Raw genomic sequence first — 23,642 nt, 5'->3', positions numbered from 1 at the left:
CTGTGAAAATTGAACAAAAATCCGTGAAAACGGGAGAGGTTCTAGCAAAACCCTCTATAAAAAACTAAGGACTTGCCGTATCCTTGGATGTGGCATTTTTTATTTTTTATGGCTGGGACACCTCATACACATGTAAAGGTGTCTTTTCTTTTGAGAAAATAGGGGTTTTCATGAACCTTTCAGATGCAGCTTTGTGCGGTGGTACGGGTCTGCAAAAGGAGGAAAAGGAAAAATGAAAAATGAAAAAGCGGTCGTTGTCTTTAGCGGGGGACAGGACAGTACGACATGTTTACTATGGGCACTTCAACAATTTAAAGAGGTTGAAACGGTAACCTTTCATTATAATCAGCGTCATCAAGAAGAAATTGATGTCGCCAAAAGAATTGCTGACAAACTAGGTGTGAAAAATCATCTATTAGATATGTCTCTTTTAAATCAGCTTGCACCCAATGCCTTAACAAGAGATGACATTGATATTGAAGAAAAAGAAGGAGAACTGCCTTCCACATTTGTTCCGGGGAGAAACTTAGTTTTCTTATCCTTTGCATCCATTCTTGCGTATCAAATTGGAGCACGTCATATTATCACGGGTGTGTGCGAGACAGACTTTAGCGGCTACCCAGATTGTCGAGATGAGTTTGTGAAATCTTGTAACGTCACGGTGAATTTGGCAATGGAAAAACCATTTGTCATCCATACGCCGCTCATGTGGCTGAATAAAGCTGAAACGTGGAAGCTGGCTGATGAACTGAATGCGCTAGATTTTGTGAAAAATGAAACGCTCACTTGCTATAATGGCATCATTTCTGATGGCTGCGGGGAATGTCCTGCATGTAAGCTTCGGAAAAATGGCTATGACACGTATATGAAAATGAAGGAGGCAAACTAAATGCTTTCTCAAATTTATCCACAAACGGATCACCCATTTTCGTTTGAATTGAATAAAGATATGCATGTATCGGCAGCACACTTTATCCCAAGAGAAGATGCTGGCGCCTGCAGCCGTGTACATGGTCATACGTATACCATCAATATCACGATTGCGGGAGACGAGCTAGATGAATCGGGTTTCCTTGTCAATTTCAGTACATTGAAGAAGCTTATTCATGGGCAGTACGATCACACGCTGCTCAATGATCATGAGGAATTCTCATCAAACGATCGATACGCGATGCCAACCACTGAGGTTGTCGCAAAGACCGTACATGACAAAGTCGCAGCGTATTTATCGACTTTAGCGAACAAGCCGACATGTGTTCAAGTTTTTGTCAGAGAGACACCAACAAGCTACTGCATTTACCGTCCGAAACGAGTTGAGCTCAATGACTAAAGCGATTCCTGTCTTAGAAATCTTTGGTCCAACCATTCAAGGAGAAGGAATGGTCATTGGCCAAAAAACCATGTTTGTCAGAACGGCTGGCTGTGACTACTCTTGCAGCTGGTGTGATTCATCTTTTACATGGGATGGATCAGCTAAGCATGATATTCAGTGGCTTCAGGCAGAGGACATTGTAAAAGAGCTGAAGAGAATAGGTGGAAAGGCATTTTCTCATGTCACCATTTCAGGTGGGAATCCTGCGCTTTTGAAACAAATGGAATCACTTATTGATTTATTGCATGAAGAAGGAATTGATACGGCGCTTGAAACGCAGGGAACGATGTATCAAGATTGGTTTTTGAAGATAGATGATTTAACCATTTCTCCAAAACCACCAAGTTCAAATATGAAAACAGATTTTACGAAACTAACGCGTATCATAGATGAATTGAAAAATGGAAACAGATTACATCATGCAAGCCTGAAGGTCGTCATCTTTGATGATTTTGATCTAGCCTATGCAAAGGATGTCCATGCGAAATACCCAGAACTTCCTTTTTATTTGCAGGTGGGAAATGATGATACAACAACAGCTGATGATGCGTACCTATTGACGCACTTATTAAAGAAATACGAAATGCTTGTAGATCAAGTAGCGCAAGACCCTGATTTGAATCGTGTGAGAGTCTTACCACAACTGCACACGCTATTGTGGGGAAATAAACGAGGCGTATAGAAAGGAAGAGAGACAAAATGACGACAAGAAAACCAGAAGAATTAGAAGGTGTCACTTTACTAGGAAACCAGGGGACCAATTACTTGTTTGACTATGCACCACAAGTGCTTGAAACGTTCCCGAATAAACATACGAATAGAGATTATTTTGTGAAATTCAACTGCCCAGAATTCACATCACTTTGCCCGCAAACAGGGCAGCCAGATTTTGCGACCGTGTATATCAGCTACATCCCAAATGAAATCATGGTCGAAAGTAAATCATTAAAATTATATTTGTTCAGCTTCCGTAACCACGGTGACTTCCATGAGGATTGTATGAATATTATCATGAACGACCTCATTGAATTAATGGACCCAAGATATATCGAAGTATGGGGCAAATTTACACCAAGAGGCGGTATTTCAATTGATCCGTATACGAACTACGGAAAACCTGGGACAAAGTATGAAGAGATGGCATCGTATCGTATGATGAATCACGATATGTATCCAGAAACGATTGATAATCGCTAATAAATAAAAAAAGATATGCGGATGACATGTCTTTTTTTATGGAGTAGATTATGATGGCATATAAAAAAAGAGAAGAGTCATGTCACTCTTCTCATACCAATAGGAATAGAACTTGCTAGGACGGCTGGGGGCTACCAGCTCGTATGTATAGTATACACGACAGAACGTATGTTTGTAAAGGTGAATCATGCTTTTATTCTTGATATATTTACTTTAAGATAAAATTGAAACGAGCGAATGAAAATGGAGGCGTTTGTGTTGGCAAACAAAGAAGACAAAACAGAGAAGCTGCTGATGGAATTGAGGGAAGAGCTTCAAATGCTTGAACATCAAAACAAAGAACGATATAAATGGAGTGCCTCCACATTACTTGGAGTGATCGCCCTTTTAATTGATAAAGGCGTGATAACACCTGAAGAAGTTGATATGTACAAAACAAAAGCGGAAATGCAAACCTTTCACGCGCAAAAAGACTGACGCCTTCATCAAATGATGTAAGAGAAAATAAGAAAAAGACATAATAAATTGATGATTCAATTTATTATGTCTTTATTTCTGCAATTCTTTTTCATCGTATTAAACGAGCTTATACATTAATACATCATCCCAGTATTCATGATCATTTATTTTAAATTCATTGATTTTACGCCCTTCTTCTAAAAAGCCCATCTTTTTATACAAAGAAATAGCTTTTTGGTTTGTGGAGAAAACGGCTAAACTAACCTTTTCAATTGAAGGGTTCTTTTCTGCCCAATTTAATAATGCTGTTAGTAACATTTCCCCTATGCCTAAACCTCTATAGCTCTTATCAACCATCAAGCCGAAAGAACCAACGTGAGAAGTTCTTTTTCTATTTGATGATTGTTCAAAGGCTATCCATCCAATGACTTGATCGCCAGTTTGGGCAACTATGTACGTCTCATTTTCGTTTTCTATTCTTTTCTGTATCCATTCCTTGTGTTCTAACAAGGTTTTTTTGTATTCTTCCGGCGTTGTCAGTAAATAATCTGACTCAGCAATCACTGATTTTTGAATTTCTAAAGTAGTTTCAGCATCTTCTATTTTTCCAAAACGTACAATGATATCATTTGAATGTTGCATATTAGTTTCTCCTATCTAGAGCTAATATTGCATCAGATCACTTTTTTTACATAAAACATAAAAAGTAAGGTATTGTGATCAGCTCTGCTTCGTATATCCTTATGTAACGGTAGGCTGAATTGAGGATTGCAAATTAATGTACGGAGTCTTTGATGATTTTATAGTTTTTATGATTAACGACTGTTAGTGAATCCAGTTCTAAATCTCTATAGTTGTCCATAATGGTGACATCCACAATAACAGAGTTTTCATTCACTTTTTCAACTACACCTGTTAAACCATTTCTAAATTCGATCACATTCCCAATTTTTGCAATCTTCAACCGATCCCTCTCCTTTAAAAACAGATTTCATTCCCTATTAAAAAGTATTTTGCAATATTTTCATACCAATGTAAAGGATAAAGACGTTTTTCTTTCGTTTTCGTTGTACGCTTTGAAAACGAATGGTATATTTAATATTTGATCAAGGCTGAAAAGGAGCGATTTTTTTGACTGAAGAACACATCAACACAATACTAGAATCATTACGGAATGGTACTGAAAAACAAGTGACCATTCAAAAGGATGATTTTTTAACATTTCGTTCTGTATTGGTCAATCAAGATGATTTTAAACATTTTCGCGGAATCGCCAAGCATGGTGGAGATGTTATTTTTGAATATCTTAAAGAAGCAAGAAGCTAAAGCTTTTTCTCATTCATGAGAAAAAGCTTTTTATTTTGGTTCTTTTGTCACACTTCAAACCAGCTTGATACATATGAAAAGAAAATGTAATAACCCATAATCAGGAGCATAAGGATGATTATAGGCTAAAAAGAGACTATATTAAACGCTTACATTACCAGTTCATGCGTATTTCAACTAGGACATGCCATTTAATGACGGAATTTGGACAGGCATGCAAATCTTTGTGCGTGAAAATAGAAGAAGCTCTTGTTAGAGTGGACAAGTATCTTACGGCCTACATTGATTAAAGGAGGAATGAGGCGAATGATCAAAATTCATACAGCTCTTTTTGCCATCCTTATGCTCATCTCAGCGATCAAGATGGACAATATACAAGAGCAAGAAGGCACATTAAGTCAGAAACTTGGACAAGCACCTGTAAAGCATCAGCTTTCATATATAGATCAAGATGAAAAGCATACCGTGATCCCAGCGTTTTCAGAGGAGAAACATCAGCCTAAAGTGAAAATGCTAAGCACGTCAACAGAGGAAAAGGCATCAAAACCGAAGCCGAAGAAAAAGGAAACGGCAAAGCCAGCAAGCTCAAGAAATCAATCACACTATTCTAATGAAGAAATGGACTTGCTTTCTCGGTTGGTACATGCCGAAGCAAAAGGTGAATCTTACGCCGGGAAAAAAGCTGTAGCAAGCGTCGTCTTAAACCGCGTGGAACACCGCTCTTTTCCTGACAGTGTCAGAGGCGTGATTTATCAGCGAAATGCCTTTCAGCCCGTATCAAATGGAAGTATCAATGATAAGGCAGACCAGGATTCCGTAAAAGCTGTGAAGCAGGTTGTCAAAGAAGATGACAGAACAACAAAGGCGATATATTTTTATAATCCAAAAACGGCGACAGATAACTGGATTCGTTCTCGTAAAATTGTAGAACGCATTGGCCGTCATGTGTTTGCAGTGTAAAGAAAAGCAGCGATCAATCAGTCGCTGTTTTTTTGTCTTCAATTATTAAAATATTTTCAGGACTTGTCTCATAGAATGTGAAAAGAATTTGCTTTTAGACAAGGGGAGGCTACATGAATCGATTTGTAAAAGGGGTCATTCTGCTATCTGTCGCAGCTTTCATTGCTGAGTGTATCGAGTTTTTAGTCAATATGATTTTAGCGAGAGAGCTTGGAGAACATGGAATGGGTTTATATATGAGCATCCTTCCCATCATCATGCTTGTGCTTGTGATCGCCAGCTTAGAGCTGCCAGTCTCCATTTCAAAATTCATTGCAGAATCGCATGAGCGGCTTCATAAAAGTATGCTTCGCCATGCATTTAAAATGACGCTTGTGGTGACATGCACAACAACGGCAATAGCAGCCATTGTACTGCCTTTCATTCCTGTATTTCAATCGTATCATCCGCTGATGAAGGGCTTGGTTCTGTCACTCATTCCAATCATCGCATTTACTTCCATTGCACGTGGCTATTTTATGGGCAAGCAACAAATGGGCAGAATTGCTCTAGCCAATATGCTGAAAAAAACGATCCAGCTTATCTGTTTGTTTTTGTTTTTTCATTGGTATTCGTTTGATATTGAAACAGCAGTGCTTATCGCGATTGGTGTGATTGTTGCAAGTGATCTCGTCGTCTTTATCTATTTATATTCCCAATACGTCATGGCAAAAAATGCTGTGAATGTCAGATCGGTTGAGTTAAGAGGGATTGACGTCAGAAAACGTTTGTTAGCAGTCTCCATTCCGACAACAGGTATGCGTATCTTTCATGCCATTGCCAATGCGATTGAACCGTTTTTAATCAAAGGAGCCCTCGTTGCAGCGGGCATTTCTGGTACGCTTGCTGTTGATCATTACGGAATGCTTGCTGGCGTAGCGATGTCGATCGGTTTTTTTCCGGCGTTTATCGCTCATTCCATTATGATTGTGATGATTCCGAATGTATCAGAAGCCTATGCCTTGGGGCAGTATGATCTCGTGAAAAAACGTGTCAGACAAGCGATTCTCATTACGTTTGGATACGGGGTGCCAGCGGTGATGATCATGTATTATTTCGCTTATCCGCTCACGCAGCTCTTTTTTGACTCACCTCAAGCAGCCGTCTACTTGCAGCTGCTATGGCCTTACTTCTTATGCCACCTGTTCGTGATGCCGTTTCAAGCGTGCTTAATTGGTATGGGTCTTATTAAAGATGTGTTCCTACATAATATATGGGTGCACGTGGTGTCGTTCTCTATGGTGTATTTCCTAGGATCCATCGAATCCTTAAATATGATGGGCGTTATCTTAGGAATGAACACGGGGATGCTGCTATTAACTGCTTTGCATTATGCGACGATTTGCAAGGAACTCGGCGTCTCCATGTTTCTTACATTGAAAAAAGCTTGAATGTCATGTGCAGCTAGCGGGCAAGCTATAGGAAAATCAGGAAGGAAGATGCTGATGAATCGTAAATATCTACCCGCCAGTCTTCTCATGATGACCCTTCTTTTATTTCTGATGAACATAGAGGCTGAAGCAAAAGAGCCTGTCATGGCGCCGAGGATAGAAGCTCCTACATTAACAGGTGAAACGCAGGTGATCCCGGTGAAAGGGAAACGGACCATTCTGCATTTTTGGACAACGTGGTGCCCGTCCTGCAAAATGGAGCTGCCAGCCTTTGAACAGATCGTGAAAGAAAATCAAAGTGATGTAGACATACTGACTGTTAATTTACTTGGTGCTGAGCAAAGCAAGCATGCTGTTGCCCAATTTGTGAAAGACAGAAAGTTTACATTTCCGATCGTTCTCGATGAGCACGGCGAAATGATGAAGAAATATCAAATCATTACGATCCCGACGACTTTTTTCATCAATGAAAAGGGTGAAGTGGTCAAAAACCATGTAGGTCCGCTGACGAAAAAACAAATCAAAGAGTGGACAAATTCTTAGAACACAAGCTTTCTGTAAAGAACCAATGGTCGATCCGTTGGTTCTTTTTTGTGTTCAATTACCTTTCAGATGAATAAAATGTGCTCAGAAAGAGGAAGAAATGTCGGGTGCTAATAATGATAATTATTATCAAAAAGAAATTATAATAATTATTAATTGAAAATTGATCAGAACCTGTTATAATGAGTTACAGACCTATAAAAAGCTTGAAATAGCAGAAAATATAGATGATAAACGGAACGGGCAACGATTGATAATGTGAAAATCATTATCAATTAGAGAGGAGAAAGTAATCATGAATGAGAATACAGCACTTTATCAAACGACAGATCAAAAGGGTTCCAACTCGCTCTTTCAAAAATGGGCACAGCACGGAGAATTAATCGCAGCAGGCATTTCGGGGATTCTCATCTTGATTGGATGGTTTCTAAAGGATGAAACGATGTGGAGTATTCCTCTTTTCATTCTTGCTTTTGTTATTGGTGGTTTTGCAAAGGCAAAGGAAGGAATTGAAGAAACCATTTCATCCAAGACATTAAATGTAGAACTTTTAATGATATTTGCTGCGATAGGCTCAGCGATCATTGGCTACTGGGCAGAGGGCGCCATTTTAATTTTTATTTTTTCTTTGAGCGGTGCGCTAGAAACGTATACGTCAAATAAAAGTAAAAAAGACTTAACGGCTTTAATGAGTATCGCTCCAGATGAAGCCACTTTAATTGAAGAAGATGGCACCACCATCCAAATCGCTGCTTCTTCACTTACGCCAGGCGACCGTATTTTAATCAAAGCGGGCGAACGAATTGCAGCAGATGGTGTGATCATGAGCGGAAGAACAAGTGTAGACGAATCTGCCTTAACGGGTGAATCGGTGCCTCAGGAAAAAGGGCAAGGGGAAGATGTGTTTGCAGGAACAGTGAATTTAAATGGTTCATTAACAGTAGAAGTAACAAAACATAATGAAGAAACACTTTTTCATAAAATCATTAAGCTGGTGGAATCTGCACAAGAAAGTGTATCGCCAAGCCAAGCGTTTATTGAAAAATTTGAAGGTGCATATGTAAAAGGTGTGCTCATCACTGTAGCGATTTTAATGTTCCTACCTCATTTTGTACTTGGCTGGAGCATGAGTGAAACGTTTTACCGTGCGATGGTGTTTATGGTGGTTGCTTCGCCTTGTGCACTTGTTGCCTCAATTATGCCAGCAGCTCTTTCACTCATCTCAAACGGTGCAAGAAACGGTATGCTTGTAAAAGGAAGTGTCTTTTTAGAAAAACTGGGCACAAGTACGATGATTGCATTTGATAAAACGGGTACGATTACAAGTGGAAAACCAGCTGTTGAAAAAGTGGTTTTGGCAAAAGGGCAAGATGAATCGACCTTTTATCAAGCGCTCTATCAAATTGAAAGTCAGTCAAACCATCCATTAGCTAAAGCCATTTCTGATATGGCAAAAGAGCATCATACAGAGCGGGCAGACCACGTAACCATTGAAGAAACATCAGGTTTTGGTGTGGAAGCACAATTAAATGAGGACACATGGCGGATTGGGAAGAAAGATTTTGCCGGAAAAGCTTCAATGGATCGTGACATTGAAGAGAATGGTGATGTTCTTTCATCCAAAGGATATACAGTTGTCTATGTTCAAAAAAATCAAGAAGTTGTCGGCTGTCTCGGTTTGAAGGATCAAATCAGACCTGAGGCCAAAAAAATGATTCAGGAACTGAATGATTTAGGCATCCAAACCGTCATGCTCACAGGGGATCAGCAAAAAACAGCTGAAGCGATTGCAGAGGAAGCAGGCATCCAAACCGTTGTCGCTGAATGTCTTCCAGATGAAAAGGTACACGAAGTCAATCAACTGAAAAAACAAGGTGATTCGATCATTATGGTCGGAGATGGAATCAATGATGCACCTGCACTCGCCACAGCGGATGTTGGCGTCGCAATGGGCGGAGGCACAGATGTTGCTTTAGAAACAGCAGATCTCATTTTAATGAAAAATAACTTAAACAATCTAACAAAGATGATCCGTCTTTCAAGAAAGATGAACCGGATCATTAAACAAAACATCATCTTTTCATTAACAGTTATTTGTTTGTTAATCTGTGCGAATTTCTTACAAGTTCTTGATTTACCTTTTGGTGTCATTGGGCATGAAGGCAGTACGATTTTGGTTATTTTAAACGGACTTCGTTTGCTTCGTGCTTCTTAAGCAAATCACAAAAGCGCACTAGCTTTAGGTTAGTGCGCTTTTGTGCGAAATACAGTGAAAACTGATACAATAGATCAGTAGTCAAACGTGTGAGGAGGATCACGATGAATCGAATGAAAAACTTGTCTTCTTGGCTTAAGAAAAAAGACATTCAAGGTGCATTTATACATACAAAGGAGAATGTATTCTATCTATCTGGATACTTCACAGAGCCGCATGAAAGAGTGATGGGGCTGTTTGTTTTTCAGGAAGCAGATCCATTTTTCATTTTGCCTAAGATGGAAGTTGAGCAAGCAAAAAATGCGGGATGGGCTGGAGATCTCATTGGATATGAAGACCATGAAAACCCCTTTGATTTCATACAAAAGGCACTAGAAAAACGAGGAGTAAAAGCGACTCGCCTAGCGATTGAAAAAGAATCCATTCCTTTGCAAAGAGCAGAGCAGCTTCAAGCTGTCACTGGGGCAGAAACATTTCTCCGGGCAGAAGATGTGCTCAATCAGCTAAGACTAATTAAAGACGAAGCTGAAATTGAAACATTGAAAAAAGCTGCTCAATTGGCAGACGAAGGCGTCAAAATTGGGGTTCATGCCCTAAAAGAAGGGGTGACGGAAACCGAAGTTCTTGCTGTCATCGAATATGAACTGAAGAAAAAAGGCATTCAGGGCATGTCCTTTTCAACCATGGTACTATTCGGAGAAAAATCAGGAGAACCTCATGGAAATCCGGGGCAGGCAGCCTTGAAAAAAGGTGATTTTGTTTTATTTGACCTTGGTGTGATTGTGGATGGCTACTGTTCAGATATTACAAGAACCTTCATCTATCAAGAAGCGTCTGAACAACAAAAGGATATTTACAACACCGTCTTGAAAGCCGAATTGGCAGCACTTGATATGAGCCAGCCGGGTGTGAGAATTGGTGACCTTGACTTAAAAGCAAGAGGGCTGATCGCAGAAGCAGGATATGGCGAATACTTCCCTCACCGTCTAGGGCATGGACTCGGGGTTTCTGTTCATGAGTTCCCTTCTATGAGTCAAGCAAATGATGACCTTCTAAAAGAAGGGATGGTCTATACGATCGAGCCGGGTATTTATGTACCAGGAGTCGGCGGGGTTAGAATTGAAGACGATGTTCTCATTACAAAAGATGGCCCAGTCACCTTAACCAATTATCCAAAAGAGTTGACGATCATCAAGTAATGAAAAAAATCACGATGAACGTCCAAGTATTGGGAGCGTCATCGTGATTTTTTTGTCACTCTTTGCGATCCTTATCAACAAAGAAATCATCAATTGATTGAAACGGCTTGATTTTATGTTCTTTTCCTAAAGGATGTAGTGCGAATCGAGCAGAAAACAAAATAGTCAAACATAATATGATCCATATGATAATACCCATCTTGAATTCCCCTTTCCACCCAGTGATTTGTTCAGCTCACATACATCTTAAAGTATGAAACGCTTACCATATCAAGAGAAAGTAGGAGAAAAAATGCCTAACATAAGGGATATTGCGAAAAGAGCGGGTGTATCTGTTACCACCGTATCACGAGTGATGAATGATCATCCTTATGTCAAAGAAGAAAAGCGAGAGCGCGTACTTAGTGCGATGAAAGAGCTCAAATATACACGGAATATTCAGGCAGTTCATTTAGCAAAGGGATATTCCAATATGCTTGGAATTGTACTTCCGACAATTGATCACTCCTATTTCAGCGGAATTGTCACAGGGATTGCAGAGAAAGCACAGGAGTGCGGAATGCATTTTGCCTTGTTTCAAACAGGATATGACCCAGTAAAGGAAAAAGAAGCATTAATGAGCTTAAAAGAGCAACGTGTGGATGGTTTAATCTTTTGCTCAAATGCGTTAAGTGATCGAGACATTTTAAAGTGGCAGGAATCTGGTCCTATTATCTTTTGTCATCCTACTCCGCATGATACATGTTCATCGGTATCGATTGCGCATGATCAGGCTTTTAAGGAAGGGCTTGAACACTTAGCGGCATGCGGTCATGAGCGAATCGCAATCGTTCTTGCTAGAACAGAAGGGGAGAATAGCCAAGTTCGCATTCAGACTTATCAAGAAATGATGCGGTCGCTTGGGCAGGACATTGATGACGAATGGATCATAGAAGGAAAACTGACCATTTTTGATGGCAAGCAATTATTTACAGAATGGAAAGAGATGAAAAATCGTCCGACAGCCTTACTGATCACGAACGATGATGTCTCAGCAGGTTTTTTACTAGAAGCACAGCGTCACCAAATAAACGTTGGAGAATCACCAGCCATACTTGGCTTTCAAAACGATCAATTGAGTGAAGCATTGGGGATTTCTAGTATAGACATTCCTCTTAAACAAATGGGGCAGGAAGCATTTGACTTGTTCAAGCAAGCATTACAAGGTGAGGCACCAGAAAAAAGAGTGCTGTCATATCGACTCGTTGAGCGCACAACGACTATTTTGAAAAACAATCGTTGACGCACGTTTCATCTGTTTTGTACGATAAGAAGGATTGAATAAGAAGGAGGTGGGGATGTTCATGGAATCCTTCACCGTTGATAAAGCGTTAAATAATAATGTCATCATCGCAAAACACCCTTCTTTAGGTGAAGTGGTCCTGATTGATAAAGGGATCGGCTTTGGGAAAAAATCGGGTGACGTTCTCGATCAAGCGGCATTTGAGAAAATGTTTGTGTTAAAGAATACAAAAGAGCAAACAGAATACAAACAATTGCTGCACCACATAAATGAGGACATGATTGAGCTTGCCAATGACGTCATTTATCATATACGAGAAAAAATGGGGCATCGTTTAAATGAGCATATTCATATTGCACTGACAGATCATATTGCCTTTAGTTTTAAGCGAGTTAAGCAAGGCTATGATATCACCAATCCTTTTATGCTTGAAACGAAATCCTTATACCCGAAAGAATACGAGGTCGCAAAGGAAGTCGTGGAACTGATAAATGCGCGGCCAGATGTTGAAACAAAGCTGCCCGAAGGAGAGATTGGCTTTATTGCGCTCCACATTCACTCTGCTTTAACGAACCGGCCTTTATCCGAGGTCAACCGTCATTCGCAGCTTATGACACAAATGGTCCAAGTTATAGAAGATGCATTTCATATGAAAGTAGATAGAGAAAGTATTCATTATTTACGCTTACTGCGCCATATTACGTTTTCGATTGAGCGTATTAAACGGGAAGAATCATTAGAGGAGCCAGAAAAGTTGCTTCATCTATTGAAAAATGAATATCCTTTATGCTACAATACTGCTTGGAAAATGATCAAAATTTTGCAACATGCATTGAAAAAGCCTGTACAAGATGCCGAAGCTGTCTACTTGACACTACACCTGTACAGATTGACGAATAAAATTTCATAGTTTCCTTGAAACGTGTAACTGATTCGATCAGGCATGAGTGACTTAAGGTAAATACAGGATAAGATCCTGTTATTTGCGCAACCTTATATCACCATGCCTTTTTTGTGTTCTGAAAGTGAAATGTAAACGGTTAATTATGAAATGTACGTCAATATGTGATTGAAATGTATGTTGTAAGCGAAAACAAAAGGAGGTTCAACCAGTGTTTAAATCACTTTTTGGTGTGTTGCAAAAAATTGGACGAGCACTTATGCTTCCAGTTGCGATCCTTCCTGCTGCTGGTATTTTACTAGCACTCGGAAATGCGATGCAAAATCCGCAGCTGATTGATGTCGCTCAATTTTTAAGCAATGATACAATTCAGCTTGTTGCTAGTGTTATGGAGAATGCGGGGAATATTGTCTTCTCGAATCTTCCACTCCTATTTGCTGTAGGGGTTGCCATCGGTCTTGCCAATGGAGACGGTGTGGCAGGGATTGCCGCGATCATCGGTTACCTTGTCATGAACGTAACGATGAGTGCCGTATTAATGGCCAACGGTTCTATTCCATCCGATTCAGTCAAATTGGCTAAGTTCTTTAAGGAAAGTCATCCAGCATATGTGAATATGCTCGGCATACCGACCTTGTCTACCGGCGTTTTTGGCGGAATTATTGTCGGGGTATTAGCGGCTTATATGTTTAATAAATTTTACAAAATTGAGCTCCCGCAATATCTTGGCTTCTTTGCTGGTAAGCGTTTTGTTCCAATCGTTACGTCGATTTCAGCACTTATTTTAGGGCTTTTGATGCTCGTCATTTGGCCGCCAATCCAAGGTGCATTGAACTCATTTTCAACAGGACTGCTTGCAGCGAATGAGCCGCTGGCTGCCTTTGTATTCGGTGTCATTGAACGGTCATTAATTCCGTTTGGTCTGCACCACATATTCTACGCACCATTCTGGTATGAATTTTTTAGCTATAAGAGCTTATCAGGAGATATTATCCGTGGTGACCAGCGTATTTTCATGGCGCAAATCAAAGATGGTGTTCAGCTGACAGCTGGGACATTCATGACAGGGAAATATCCGTTCATGATGTTTGGACTTCCAGCAGCAGCACTTGCGATTTACCATGAAGCCAAACCTAAGAATAAAAAGCTTGTAGCAGGAATTATGGGATCAGCGGCCCTTACTTCTTTCCTAACAGGGATCACTGAACCGCTTGAATTCTCATTCTTGTTTGTTGCACCGATATTATTTGCGATTCACTGTGTATTTGCTGGATTATCCTTTATGATAATGGATATTCTAAACGTGAAAATCGGGATGACCTTCTCAGGAGGGTTAATTGACTTCTTCCTATTTGGTATCCTGCCGAATAGAACCGCTTGGTGGCTTGTCATTCCAGTCGGTCTCGTACTGGCTGTCATTTACTACTTCGGATTCAGATTTGCGATTCGCAAGTTTAATCTGAAAACGCCAGGACGCGAAGATGAAGCAGCTGACGGTGCAAGCAGCGCTCAATCTGGAAAAGGCGATGACTTACCTTATGAAATTCTTGAAGCAATGGGTGACCAAGAAAACATTAAACACCTAGATGCTTGTATTACGCGTTTACGTGTCACTGTAAATGATCAGAAAAAAGTGGATAAAGACCGTTTGAAAAAGCTTGGCGCTTCAGGTGTCCTTGAAGTAGGGAATAACATCCAGGCCATCTTTGGTCCACGCTCTGATAATTTAAAAACACAAATGCAAGACATTATTGCAGGGCGCACACCTCGACCAGCGAAAGACCCTTCTGCAAAAGAAGAAGTTAGCCAGCAGGTTGAAGAAGTCATTGCAAAACCGCTTCAAAACGAACAAGGGGAAGAAATGTTTGCTTCACCAATTACAGGGGAGCTGCATCCAATTACAGATGTGCCAGATCAAGTATTTTCAGGGAAAATGATGGGTGACGGTTTTGCTATCTTGCCAAAAGAGGGAACAGTGGTTTCACCAGTAAGAGGAAAAATCTTAAATGTGTTCCCAACAAAACACGCCATCGGCCTCCAGTCTGATGGTGGACTTGAAATCTTGATTCACTTCGGGATTGATACAGTCAGCCTCAAAGGAGAAGGATTTGAAGCATTTGTACAAGAGGGAGATCAAGTAGAAATCGGTCAGAAACTTTTAGAGGTTGATATTGATAAAATTAAGTCAGAAGTACCATCTTTAATGACACCAATTGTATTTACAAACTTAAGTGAAGGACAATTTATTGACCTTCAAGAATCCGGTGAAATCAAAGCTGGCCAAGAAAACATCATGAAAATTTCAAAATAATTTTCATAACTGCCGTTCTTGTTAGATGACAAGCTCGGCAGTATGATATAATATTGTGGATGTATGAAATGTATAAAAAGGAGATTGATAAAAATGGCTCAACAAACATTCAAAGTAACTGCAGATTCTGGAATTCACGCACGTCCTGCAACAGTTCTTGTACAAACTGCTAGTAAATATGATGCTGATATCAACTTAGAATATAATGGTAAAACAGTGAACCTGAAATCTATTATGGGTGTAATGTCTCTAGGAATTGCGAAAGGTGCTACAATCACAATCTCTGCTTCTGGTTCTGATGAAAATGATGCACTTGCTGCGCTAAAAGACACAATGAAAAGTGAAGGCCTAGGCGAGTAATGCAACAACTGAAAGGAATCGGTGCTTCAGCAGGCGTTGCGATTGCAAAAGCATATCGTCTAGAAGAACCAGATTTAACAGTTCACCAAAAAGACATCAATGATCCAGAGACAGAAGTGAAACGCTTTGAAGAAGCAATTCATGTTTCAAAGCAAGAACTTGAAGCAATTAAAGAGCATGCGCTAAAAGAACTTGGCCAAGATAAAGCGGATATTTTTTCTGCACACCTTCTTGTGTTAAGTGATCCAGAGCTGCTCAACCCAGTGAAGGATAAAATCACATCGGATAAAGTAAATGCTGAATTTGCTTTAAAAGAAACAGCAACAATGTTTGTTACAATGTTTGAAGCAATGGACAATGAATACATGAAGGAGCGTGCAGCGGATATTCGCGACGTTACAAAACGTGTCACTGGTCATTTGCTAGGCGTTGACATTCCAAACCCAAGTATGATTTCTGAAGAAGTCATTATCATTGCTGAAGATTTAACACCTTCTGATACAGCTCAGCTGAACAGACAATTCGTCAAAGGTTTTGCGACAGATATCGGTGGTCGTACTTCTCACTCAGCGATTATGGCAAGATCAATGGAAATTCCAGCAGTTGTTGGGACAAAAGAAGCAACAAAAACGGTGAAAAACAATGATCTGATCATTGTTGATGGTATTAGCGGAGACGTCATCATTCAGCCTTCTGAAGATGAAGTGAAAGCGTATCAAAAAAAGCATGAAGACTACTTAGCTCAAAAAGCGGAATGGGCGAAACTTGTTGACCAGCCAACGGTCACAAAAGACGGCGTTCACGTAGAGTTAGCTGCGAATATTGGAACACCTGAAGATGTGAAAGGTGTACTTGAAAATGGCGGCGAAGCAGTTGGATTGTACCGTACAGAATTTTTATACATGGGCAGAGATCAGCTCCCAACAGAAGAAGAGCAGTTCGATGCGTATAAAACCGTTTTAGAGAAGATGGAAGGCAAAGCTGTGGTTGTCCGCACACTAGATATTGGTGGCGATAAAGAACTTCCTTACTTGCAGCTTCCAAAAGAAATGAACCCGTTCCTTGGCTATAGAGCGATCCGCCTTTGCCTTGAAGAGCAGGAGATTTTCAGAACACAGTTACGCGCGTTACTTCGTGCAAGTACATACGGAAACTTGAAAATCATGTTCCCTATGATCGCGACGTTATCAGAATTTAGAGAAGCAAAAGCTATTTTACTTGAAGAAAAAGAAGCATTGGTTGCTGCTGGTACAGAAGTATCTGATTCCATTGAAATCGGAATGATGGTAGAAATTCCATCAACAGCTGTTATCGCAGATCAATTTGCAAAAGAAGTAGATTTCTTCAGTATTGGAACAAATGATTTGATTCAATACACAATGGCTGCTGATCGAATGAACGAACGAGTGTCTTATCTTTACCAGCCATACAATCCAGCTATTTTACGCCTCATAACGCTTGTGATTGAAGCAGCGCATAAAGAAGGTAAATGGGTTGGCATGTGCGGTGAGATGGCAGGAGATGAAATCGCAATCCCGCTCCTACTTGGATTAGGATTAGATGAATTTTCAATGAGCGCAACATCGATTCTTCCAGCAAGAACGCAGTTAAGCAAGCTTTCTAAGGAAGAAGCTGCATCATTTAAAGAGCATATCTTATCACTGAGTACAACTGAAGAAGTGGTTGATTTCGTGAAAAAAACGTTTCAACATAACTAGGTGATGTAAACCAGACAGGTCAAACTGTCTGGTTTTTTTGTCGAATTTTATCATAATCAGTCATATCGCTTGCAGAGAAGGGCATCCTAACATAAAAAATGGAGGTGACCAGTTTGTCTTTCTCTGACTATAAGCCAGGTGATCAAGTATATGTCATTTATCGAAATCCACATGCAGCCAATGTTGCACAAATTAAAGAAGCGGAAATCGTTTCACACCCTTACAATGAACAAGAGCTTGCGCTATTTCTACTTGAAACATATCACCCATTAGCCCCTGATGATGCCGTATTTCCAACATACGAAGAAGCAGAAGCCCTTTATCAAGATCTATTTGAATAAGGGAGATTTTAGAAAGGATAGAAGCCATCCTGAGAGGTTAAAGTAACGGTATGAACCTATAAGGTAAGGATGTGCTAAATATGATCAAACCGTTCGTTCCCCAGCTTGTGTATATTGAACCTCGGGCGCTAGAGTACCCATTAGGACAAGAGCTGAAAGAAAAGTTTGAAGGTATGGGAATTGAAATTAGAGAAACAACCTCACACAACCAAGTGAGAAATATTCCGGGGAAAAATGATTTGCAAAAGTACCGTAATGCAAAGTCGACGCTCGTTATCGGCGTGAGAAAAACCTTAAAATTTGATACATCTAAACCATCTGCAGAGTATGCCATTCCGTTTGCGACAGGATGCATGGGGCATTGCCATTATTGCTACCTGCAAACGACGATGGGGAGTAAGCCGTATATTCGTACGTACGTCAATGTAGAAGAGATCTTAGATCAGGCTGAACAGTACATGAACGAGCGTGCACCTGATATCACGCGATTTGAAGCTTCATGTACATCCGATATCGTAGGAATTGACCATTTGACTCACACACTCAAACGAGCGATTGAATACTTTGGTCAAACCGATCTTGGCAAACTACGCTTTGTTACGAAATTTCATCATGTAGACCATTTGTTAGACGCAAAACACAATGGGCGAACAAGATTCCGCTTTAGTATCAATGCCGATTATGTCATTAAATATTTCGAACCCGGAACATCACCACTCGATCAGCGGATTGAAGCGGCTGTAAAGGTAGCAAAAGCAGGCTATCCACTTGGCTTTATTATTGCCCCTATTTACATTCATGAAGGGTGGCAAGAGGGCTATAAAGTCCTATTTGAAAAACTCGATGCAGCTCTCCCTGAAGAAGTGAGACAAGATATCACCTTTGAAATGATTCAGCACCGTTTTACAAAACCGGCGAAGCGTGTCATCCAAAAAAACTATCCGAAAACAAAACTAGAACTAGATGAAGAAAAGAGAAGATATAAGTGGGGTAGATATGGAATTGGAAAATATATCTATCAAAAAGATGAAGAACAAGAACTTAGACAGACATTAGAATCATATATCGAACAGTACTTTCCGTCTGCAAAAATTGAATATTTTACTTAAAACAAGTCATTATGGCTTGTTTTTTCTATTTAAATTTTCTTACAACTATTGAATGCGGTACCAATTTTGCCGATATACACATTAAGATGCGAAAGTAGGATGTAGGGGTGATGAGATGTTTAAGAAACTTCAAGTGAGAATAGCTGTTTTCATCTCAGTTATTTTAATTTTAACCGTTGTCGCAGTTCAAGTGGGTTCCAATTTAGTATTAAGACCATTGATTGAACGAGATGCGAAAACAACGACAGCAGCAACGGCAGAAAGCATGAGAGACATCATAGCACTAAAGCTTGAGAATTACGGTGATACGATTAACAAATTGGCAACAAGTACACTTACTGAAGATTTTGCACAGAAACAAACAAAGCAGACATTGGCATTTGAAAACGATGAATTAAAAGGATTGCAGGAGCAGGATGAACTCATCTCGCTTGCCTATATAGGAACAAGTGATGGTAAAATGTTCGCTTTCCCGGAGTCCGATTTTGGTGAAGGGTATGATCCGTCTAAACGAGACTGGTATATTCAAGCAGCTGAAAAGCCTGACGAAGTCCTATGGACAGATCCGTACATTGATAAAGCAACAAATGAAATGGTCGTTTCAGCCACGAAGGCGATCGTACGAAACGGGAAAGTAGTCGGTGTCGCTGGACTTGACTTGAAACTGGCTTCCATTCAGTCTTATATAAAAGAACAAAAGATTCCTTATATGGGAACGGCTTTCTTAGTTGACGGCACAGGGACCATTTTGGCACATCCAACAGAGCAAGGAAAAAATATCTCAAAAGTCGCTTCTGTGAAAAAAGCGATCGACAACTCGGGTATTGATGATGACAAACAGCTGACCGTCATCTCAAAAATTAAAGAGGCAAACTGGACGATCGGTGTGAGCTTCGAGAAAAAGAAACTTCTTTGGATCACTGAACAAATGAATCAGACAAGTATCATTATTTCTGTCATTGCCATTATACTTGCCATGATTCTAAGCTACTTATTGGCTAGAAGCATTACAACACCAATTAAACGCCTCATCGAGCATGTTCGTAAAGTGTCTGAAGGCGATTTAACCAGCTCGCTTGAGTCGAAGTCTCAGGATGAGATAGGTTTCCTGACGAAAAGCTTTAATCAAATGACTGAAGGCATCAGGGATTTAATTGAAAAAGTGAAAGAGTCTTCAGATCAGGTTGTGAAATCAACGGATGAAGTGACACAAATTTCAAACGAGACCTTGCTATCTAGTGAACAGATTGCAACGGCTATTCAAGAGGTCGCTGTAGGAGCGACGAAACAAGCATCAGAAGCGGAAACCATTAATGAAAAATCAGAGCATTTGTATGAAAAAGTTCGTCATATGGGTGAGCTTGCCACGCAAATGCAAACCAATTCAAAATCATCGGAAGATGCAAGCTATAGAGGACTTGATGCTCTTGGTCTGCTCGTCCAAAAATCAACACAAGCGAATGAAGAATCGAAGAAGGTAGAGCAAATGCTGCTTGACCTTGAGCATAAAACAAAAAATATTGAAAACGTCGTAACAGCGATTTCTGAAATCTCAGATCAAACGAATTTACTCGCACTGAATGCAAGTATTGAAGCAGCGAGAGCAGGAGAAAGCGGAAGAGGATTTGCTGTTGTTGCAGAAGAAGTCAGAAAGCTGGCTGAACAATCTGCGGAATCAACGAAACATATTAGTGAAACCGTAAAACTCATTCAAGATGAATCGAAAAAGGCAGCTGAAGCGATGACAGCAGCAAGCAAAATGAATGAAGAACAAGGTGATGCCATCAATTCAACAGGAGAGGCACTCAGCAGTATCACAATGGAAATGCAGGCACTTGTCGGCTCCATTGACAGCATTCATACACAAATCAATGAAATGACTGAAGAACAGCAGAAAATGAATGATTCCATTCAAAGTATTGCGGCCATTTCACAAGAATCCGCCGCTTCAGCTGAGGAAGTACATGCTTCCACAGACGAACAAGTACAAGCTTTAGAAAGAACGAAAACATCAACAGAAATGTTGAACGAATCAAGTCAGGCACTGCGTCAGGCAGTCAATCGGTTTAAACTATAATCTTGCAGAAAAGAACCTTGCCATGTGAGCAAGGTTCTTTTTGTATGATAAAATATGAACAGAGGAGGGTGCCAACATGCATGTTAATCTATCTGGCAAAAAAGCATTGGTCGCAGCAAGCAGTCAAGGTATCGGTAAAGCCATTGCCTTTCATCTTGCAAAAGAGGGAGCAGATGTGATGCTCTCGGGAAGACATGAGCAAACGCTGCAAGAAGCGGTCAAAGAATTATCCCCGCTTGTAAAAGGGAAGCTGACGTATCAAGTATGTGATGTATCTGACGCCGAGCAAATTAAAGCGCTTGTCGTCGCAGCAGCAGGTGATGAAAAACGTCTTGATATACTCGTGAACAATACAGGCGGTCCTCAAACAGGAACACTTGAAACCTTAACAGATGAAGATTGGATGGAATCATTTCAGCTTCATTTACTCAGCTATATTCGGTTATTAAAAGAAGCCTTGCCGTATTTAAAAAAACAAGGTGCACGCGTGTTAAATATTGCATCTATGTCGGTCAAAGAACCGATCCCAGGCTTGATGCTGTCGAATACATTTAGACCGGCCATTACCGGCTGGACAAAAACAGCTGCTCAGGAGCTTGCCAAAGATGGCATTTTGATCAATACCTTAGCCCCTGGGAAAATTGAAACAGAGCGCGTGAAACAGTTAGACAAACACCGTGCACAAGAGGAGCAACAATCGGTTGAAGAGATCAAAGCACAAGCTGAACGTATGATTCCGCTGGGCCGTTACGGGCAGCCAGAGGAATTTGCAGCATATGCGGCTTTTCTTTTATCTGAAGCCAATACATATATGACAGGTCAAACCCTCATCATTGATGGTGGATTGACAAAGTCTCTATAAGGAGGAATTCTTGATGGCACAAATCAAAACAGTTGGTTTTATTGGAATCGGTGTAATGGGGCGTAGTATGGCAGGGCATTTAATGAATGCTGGCTACGAAGTTCTCGTTTATACAAGAACAAAAGCAAAGGCAGACACATTGATTCAAAAAGGTGCTCTTTGGAAATCGACCGTAAAGGAGATCGCAAAGGAGGCAGATGCCGTCATCACAATGGTCGGGTATCCATCAGATGTAGAAGAAGTCTATTTAGGAGAAGATGGACTCGTGGCACATGCTGCGCCTGGTACACACCTCATTGATATGACCACATCGAAACCTCAGCTGGCAAAAGAAATTGAAGCGAAAGCGAAGGAAAAAGGACTATTTGCATTAGATGCGCCGGTCTCTGGCGGAGACGTTGGAGCCCAAAATGGCACGCTGGCCATTATGATTGGTGGAGAAAAAGCAGCCTATGAAGCGTGCCTGCCGCTATTTCAGCAAATGGGAGAAAATATACAATATCAAGGACCTGCAGGAAGTGGTCAGCATACAAAAATGTGTAACCAAATCGCTATCGCAGCAGGGATGGTAGGTGTGGCAGAGGCAATGGCTTATGCGGAAAAATCAGGACTTGATCCAGAGCAGGTACTTAAAAGCATCACAACAGGAGCAGCTGGCAGTTGGTCTTTGTCAAACCTTGCACCAAGAATGCTGAAAGGTGATTTCGAGCCAGGATTTTATGTGAAGCATTTTATTAAGGATATGGGCATTGCACTTGAAGAAGCAGAGCTGATGGGAGAAGAGATGCCAGGCCTTTCACTAGCGAAGTCATTATATGAAAAGCTCAGTGAACAGGGCGAAGAAAACAGCGGAACACAAAGCATCTATAAATTATGGGTGAAATAAAAAAACTGCCCCGCCTAGGTGGAACAGTTTGTAGCGTGTAAACAAGCCCTCACATGGCTGAAAAAAGAAAACAAACTAAAAACCTGTCCCGAAAAGAGACAGGTTTTTTTGATCTTATTTTCCGATGAATTGCTGCGTCCAGTAGTTACCAGATTTTACATAACCTACACCGATATGTGTATAGTTTTTGTTTAAAATGTTCGCTCTGTGACCTTCACTGTTCATCCAAGCTGTTACTACTTCTTGAGGTGATCTTTGACCTTGCGCAATGTTTTCACCTGCTGTTTTGTACGTGATACCAAATTGCTTCATTTGATCAAATGGAGATCCGTAAGTTGGGCTTGTATGAGAGAAATAGTTTTTATCTTTCATATCTTGTGATTTAGCGCGAGCAGATTTGCTTAATTTAGAATCAACAGAAAGAGCTTTTAAGCCTTGTTTTGCACGCTCTTTATTTGTCAGCTCAACCACTTCTTGTTCAAATGCATTTAAGCTGCTGTCTGCTTTTGTTGCAGTTGTGTCTTTTTGATCAGATTTTGAGCTGTTGTTCGTTGTGTTTTCTTTTGCTGGTGTGCTTGGTTTAGAAGTAGCTGGTTTTTTCACTGATTCTTGTTTTTGCTCATTTTTTGCTTTGTTTACTTCTTTCACCACTTTTGTACCAGTAACAGGTTGACCACTTTTGATCAGCTTGTTTAATAGAGCTTCGATCTCTTTTTGATTTGAAGTGCTTAGCTTGTTTACATCTGAAGAGATATGTAATTTTGCAGCTAATGTATGAAGATCAATGGCTTGATGCTGTACGTTTATGACTTGTTTCAGGTTAAGCTCTTTCGCATCAGCTGAATGCCCTCCAGTGAACGTGATCAATGCAGCAGCTGTCAGCGCTGAAAAAATGAATGATTTCTTTATCATTTTGTAACTCCTCCTAAAATCTTTGTTTTGTTTTCTCACAGAAAATCATAACATGGACTTTTTGTTATAAACGTACCAGCATCCTCCATTGACAACGCCCATTTGTCATTTTTGTTAAAGTCATAGAAAGAATCTCCTCATATCAATGAATGGAGAATCTTTCTATTTAAAGAAAACGACAT

Annotated in this window: 25 protein-coding genes, 1 pseudogene and 1 riboswitch; of the genes and pseudogenes, 22 read left to right on the top strand and 4 right to left on the bottom strand. The window is 40.3% G+C overall.

Features of this window, described 5'->3' with window-relative positions; all coding sequences use genetic code 11:
- Positions 1-29: 29 nt before the first annotated feature.
- Positions 30-74, top strand: a riboswitch (PreQ1 riboswitch).
- Between the two features lie 158 nt (positions 75-232).
- The 5 genes from queC to EBQ12_RS02690 all read left to right on the top strand — a co-directional run bounded on the left by queC (position 233) and on the right by EBQ12_RS02690 (position 3,046).
- Positions 233-889 carry a 7-cyano-7-deazaguanine synthase QueC gene (gene queC, locus EBQ12_RS02715; protein WP_025207244.1) on the top strand — a complete coding sequence of 219 codons (657 nt, stop codon included), beginning with the start codon at positions 233-235 and terminating at the stop codon, positions 887-889.
- Positions 890-1,330, top strand: coding sequence for a 6-carboxytetrahydropterin synthase QueD (queD, locus tag EBQ12_RS02710; RefSeq protein WP_035392251.1), 441 nt, complete (start codon positions 890-892; stop codon positions 1,328-1,330). It abuts the gene before it with no gap.
- The gene (gene queE / locus EBQ12_RS02705) at positions 1,323-2,054 is read left to right on the top strand and encodes a 7-carboxy-7-deazaguanine synthase QueE (protein WP_035392248.1); all 732 of its coding nucleotides are present in this window, start codon (positions 1,323-1,325) and stop codon (positions 2,052-2,054) included. Before queD ends, queE begins: the two co-directional genes overlap by 8 nt.
- 17 nt (positions 2,055-2,071) lie before the next feature.
- Positions 2,072-2,569: a preQ(1) synthase gene (gene queF, locus EBQ12_RS02700; protein WP_003211403.1), complete on the top strand. Its 498-nt coding sequence runs from the start codon at positions 2,072-2,074 to the stop codon at positions 2,567-2,569.
- Positions 2,570-2,827: 258 nt separating this feature from the next.
- Positions 2,828-3,046 carry a hypothetical protein gene (locus EBQ12_RS02690; RefSeq protein ID WP_017367128.1) on the top strand — a complete coding sequence of 73 codons (219 nt, stop codon included), beginning with the start codon at positions 2,828-2,830 and terminating at the stop codon, positions 3,044-3,046.
- Positions 3,047-3,145: 99 nt separating this feature from the next.
- Here EBQ12_RS02690 and EBQ12_RS02685 read toward each other — a convergent pair whose 3' ends face one another.
- The gene (locus tag EBQ12_RS02685; RefSeq protein ID WP_035392243.1) at positions 3,146-3,670 is read right to left on the bottom strand and encodes a GNAT family N-acetyltransferase; all 525 of its coding nucleotides are present in this window, start codon (positions 3,668-3,670) and stop codon (positions 3,146-3,148) included.
- A gap of 133 nt (positions 3,671-3,803) precedes the next feature.
- Positions 3,804-3,992 carry a YkvS family protein gene (locus tag EBQ12_RS02680; RefSeq protein ID WP_003211747.1) on the bottom strand — a complete coding sequence of 63 codons (189 nt, stop codon included), beginning with the start codon at positions 3,990-3,992 and terminating at the stop codon, positions 3,804-3,806.
- A gap of 167 nt (positions 3,993-4,159) precedes the next feature.
- Between EBQ12_RS02680 and EBQ12_RS02675 the strand changes: the two genes are divergently transcribed.
- From EBQ12_RS02675 to EBQ12_RS02650, 6 genes are all read left to right on the top strand, one after another.
- The gene (locus tag EBQ12_RS02675; protein ID WP_008348081.1) at positions 4,160-4,354 is read left to right on the top strand and encodes a hypothetical protein; all 195 of its coding nucleotides are present in this window, start codon (positions 4,160-4,162) and stop codon (positions 4,352-4,354) included.
- A 306-nt stretch (positions 4,355-4,660) separates the two neighbouring features.
- Entirely contained in the window at positions 4,661-5,314 is a 654-nt protein-coding gene (locus EBQ12_RS02670) for a cell wall hydrolase (RefSeq protein ID WP_017359441.1), read from the top strand.
- A gap of 113 nt (positions 5,315-5,427) precedes the next feature.
- Complete coding sequence (locus tag EBQ12_RS02665) at positions 5,428-6,744, top strand: polysaccharide biosynthesis protein (RefSeq protein ID WP_017359440.1); 1,317 nt, start codon at positions 5,428-5,430, stop codon at positions 6,742-6,744.
- A 54-nt stretch (positions 6,745-6,798) separates the two neighbouring features.
- Positions 6,799-7,287 carry an endospore biogenesis thiol-disulfide oxidoreductase StoA gene (stoA, locus tag EBQ12_RS02660; protein WP_008348077.1) on the top strand — a complete coding sequence of 163 codons (489 nt, stop codon included), beginning with the start codon at positions 6,799-6,801 and terminating at the stop codon, positions 7,285-7,287.
- A 295-nt stretch (positions 7,288-7,582) separates the two neighbouring features.
- Complete coding sequence (locus tag EBQ12_RS02655) at positions 7,583-9,502, top strand: heavy metal translocating P-type ATPase (RefSeq protein ID WP_125588968.1); 1,920 nt, start codon at positions 7,583-7,585, stop codon at positions 9,500-9,502.
- Between the two features lie 104 nt (positions 9,503-9,606).
- The gene (locus EBQ12_RS02650) at positions 9,607-10,701 is read left to right on the top strand and encodes a M24 family metallopeptidase (RefSeq protein ID WP_125588966.1); all 1,095 of its coding nucleotides are present in this window, start codon (positions 9,607-9,609) and stop codon (positions 10,699-10,701) included.
- Between the two features lie 55 nt (positions 10,702-10,756).
- On the opposite strand, the gene EBQ12_RS19295 is transcribed toward EBQ12_RS02650, so the two are convergent.
- Positions 10,757-10,900 (bottom strand): hypothetical protein, encoded by a 144-nt coding sequence (locus tag EBQ12_RS19295; RefSeq protein WP_008348070.1) that lies wholly within the window; start codon positions 10,898-10,900, stop codon positions 10,757-10,759.
- A gap of 93 nt (positions 10,901-10,993) precedes the next feature.
- Between EBQ12_RS19295 and EBQ12_RS02645 the strand changes: the two genes are divergently transcribed.
- The 11 genes and pseudogenes from EBQ12_RS02645 to EBQ12_RS02600 all read left to right on the top strand — a co-directional run bounded on the left by EBQ12_RS02645 (position 10,994) and on the right by EBQ12_RS02600 (position 22,548).
- Positions 10,994-11,983, top strand: coding sequence for a LacI family DNA-binding transcriptional regulator (locus EBQ12_RS02645; RefSeq protein ID WP_125588964.1), 990 nt, complete (start codon positions 10,994-10,996; stop codon positions 11,981-11,983).
- A 55-nt stretch (positions 11,984-12,038) separates the two neighbouring features.
- Positions 12,039-12,893: a glucose PTS transporter transcription antiterminator GlcT gene (glcT, locus tag EBQ12_RS02640; RefSeq protein WP_017359435.1), complete on the top strand. Its 855-nt coding sequence runs from the start codon at positions 12,039-12,041 to the stop codon at positions 12,891-12,893.
- Positions 12,894-13,095: 202 nt separating this feature from the next.
- Entirely contained in the window at positions 13,096-15,195 is a 2,100-nt protein-coding gene (gene ptsG / locus EBQ12_RS02635) for a glucose-specific PTS transporter subunit IIBC (protein WP_017367134.1), read from the top strand.
- 93 nt (positions 15,196-15,288) lie between these two features.
- Complete coding sequence (locus EBQ12_RS02630) at positions 15,289-15,555, top strand: phosphocarrier protein HPr (RefSeq protein WP_003211078.1); 267 nt, start codon at positions 15,289-15,291, stop codon at positions 15,553-15,555.
- Entirely contained in the window at positions 15,555-17,273 is a 1,719-nt protein-coding gene (ptsP, locus tag EBQ12_RS02625) for a phosphoenolpyruvate--protein phosphotransferase (protein WP_008348058.1), read from the top strand. The genes EBQ12_RS02630 and ptsP overlap by 1 nt, the downstream gene beginning before the upstream one ends.
- A gap of 113 nt (positions 17,274-17,386) precedes the next feature.
- Positions 17,387-17,614 (top strand): transcriptional regulator SplA domain-containing protein, encoded by a 228-nt coding sequence (locus tag EBQ12_RS02620; RefSeq protein ID WP_008348056.1) that lies wholly within the window; start codon positions 17,387-17,389, stop codon positions 17,612-17,614.
- 80 nt (positions 17,615-17,694) lie between these two features.
- Positions 17,695-18,723: a spore photoproduct lyase gene (splB, locus tag EBQ12_RS02615; protein ID WP_007498710.1), complete on the top strand. Its 1,029-nt coding sequence runs from the start codon at positions 17,695-17,697 to the stop codon at positions 18,721-18,723.
- 115 nt (positions 18,724-18,838) lie between these two features.
- Positions 18,839-19,861, top strand: a pseudogene (locus EBQ12_RS19665) (cache domain-containing protein); the annotation flags it as partial.
- Positions 19,853-20,800, top strand: a complete 948-nt coding sequence (locus EBQ12_RS19660; protein WP_370529227.1) for a methyl-accepting chemotaxis protein — start codon at positions 19,853-19,855, stop codon at positions 20,798-20,800. The pseudogene EBQ12_RS19665 and the gene EBQ12_RS19660, both read left to right, overlap by 9 nt.
- A gap of 76 nt (positions 20,801-20,876) precedes the next feature.
- Positions 20,877-21,662 carry an SDR family oxidoreductase gene (locus tag EBQ12_RS02605; protein WP_007498705.1) on the top strand — a complete coding sequence of 262 codons (786 nt, stop codon included), beginning with the start codon at positions 20,877-20,879 and terminating at the stop codon, positions 21,660-21,662.
- A gap of 13 nt (positions 21,663-21,675) precedes the next feature.
- Positions 21,676-22,548 carry an NAD(P)-dependent oxidoreductase gene (locus EBQ12_RS02600; RefSeq protein WP_008348050.1) on the top strand — a complete coding sequence of 291 codons (873 nt, stop codon included), beginning with the start codon at positions 21,676-21,678 and terminating at the stop codon, positions 22,546-22,548.
- Between the two features lie 114 nt (positions 22,549-22,662).
- Here the strand turns inward: EBQ12_RS02600 and EBQ12_RS02595 are convergent, their stop codons facing one another.
- Positions 22,663-23,460: a CAP domain-containing protein gene (locus EBQ12_RS02595; RefSeq protein ID WP_125588963.1), complete on the bottom strand. Its 798-nt coding sequence runs from the start codon at positions 23,458-23,460 to the stop codon at positions 22,663-22,665.
- Positions 23,461-23,642: the final 182 nt, after the last annotated feature.

The sequence above is a fragment of the Bacillus sp. 2B09 genome, from assembly GCF_003946835.1.
Lineage (GTDB): Bacteria > Bacillota > Bacilli > Bacillales > Bacillaceae > Bacillus > Bacillus altitudinis.
The sequence above is the reverse complement of the archived record's forward strand: the minus strand, read 5'-3'. Positions and strand labels throughout refer to the sequence as shown.

Bases quoted from the DNA above. Each gene is read 5' to 3' on its own strand.
- stoA (WP_008348077.1), top strand. From the start codon at position 6,799: ATGAATCGTAAATATCTACCCGCCAGTCTTCTCATGATGACCCTTCTT.
- EBQ12_RS02630 (WP_003211078.1), top strand. From the start codon at position 15,289: ATGGCTCAACAAACATTCAAAGTAACTGCAGATTCTGGAATTCACGCA.
- EBQ12_RS02650 (WP_125588966.1), top strand. From the start codon at position 9,607: ATGAATCGAATGAAAAACTTGTCTTCTTGGCTTAAGAAAAAAGACATT.
- glcT (WP_017359435.1), top strand. From the start codon at position 12,039: ATGTTCATGGAATCCTTCACCGTTGATAAAGCGTTAAATAATAATGTC.
- EBQ12_RS02655 (WP_125588968.1), top strand. From the start codon at position 7,583: ATGAATGAGAATACAGCACTTTATCAAACGACAGATCAAAAGGGTTCC.
- EBQ12_RS02685 (WP_035392243.1), bottom strand. From the start codon at position 3,670: ATGCAACATTCAAATGATATCATTGTACGTTTTGGAAAAATAGAAGAT.
- EBQ12_RS02600 (WP_008348050.1), top strand. From the start codon at position 21,676: ATGGCACAAATCAAAACAGTTGGTTTTATTGGAATCGGTGTAATGGGG.
- EBQ12_RS02665 (WP_017359440.1), top strand. From the start codon at position 5,428: ATGAATCGATTTGTAAAAGGGGTCATTCTGCTATCTGTCGCAGCTTTC.
- queE (WP_035392248.1), top strand. From the start codon at position 1,323: ATGACTAAAGCGATTCCTGTCTTAGAAATCTTTGGTCCAACCATTCAA.
- queC (WP_025207244.1), top strand. From the start codon at position 233: ATGAAAAATGAAAAAGCGGTCGTTGTCTTTAGCGGGGGACAGGACAGT.
- ptsP (WP_008348058.1), top strand. From the start codon at position 15,555: ATGCAACAACTGAAAGGAATCGGTGCTTCAGCAGGCGTTGCGATTGCA.
- EBQ12_RS19660 (WP_370529227.1), top strand. From the start codon at position 19,853: ATGACTGAAGGCATCAGGGATTTAATTGAAAAAGTGAAAGAGTCTTCA.
- queD (WP_035392251.1), top strand. From the start codon at position 890: ATGCTTTCTCAAATTTATCCACAAACGGATCACCCATTTTCGTTTGAA.
- EBQ12_RS02645 (WP_125588964.1), top strand. From the start codon at position 10,994: ATGCCTAACATAAGGGATATTGCGAAAAGAGCGGGTGTATCTGTTACC.
- splB (WP_007498710.1), top strand. From the start codon at position 17,695: ATGATCAAACCGTTCGTTCCCCAGCTTGTGTATATTGAACCTCGGGCG.
- EBQ12_RS02605 (WP_007498705.1), top strand. From the start codon at position 20,877: ATGCATGTTAATCTATCTGGCAAAAAAGCATTGGTCGCAGCAAGCAGT.
- EBQ12_RS02670 (WP_017359441.1), top strand. From the start codon at position 4,661: ATGATCAAAATTCATACAGCTCTTTTTGCCATCCTTATGCTCATCTCA.
- EBQ12_RS19295 (WP_008348070.1), bottom strand. From the start codon at position 10,900: ATGGGTATTATCATATGGATCATATTATGTTTGACTATTTTGTTTTCT.
- queF (WP_003211403.1), top strand. From the start codon at position 2,072: ATGACGACAAGAAAACCAGAAGAATTAGAAGGTGTCACTTTACTAGGA.
- EBQ12_RS02595 (WP_125588963.1), bottom strand. From the start codon at position 23,460: ATGATAAAGAAATCATTCATTTTTTCAGCGCTGACAGCTGCTGCATTG.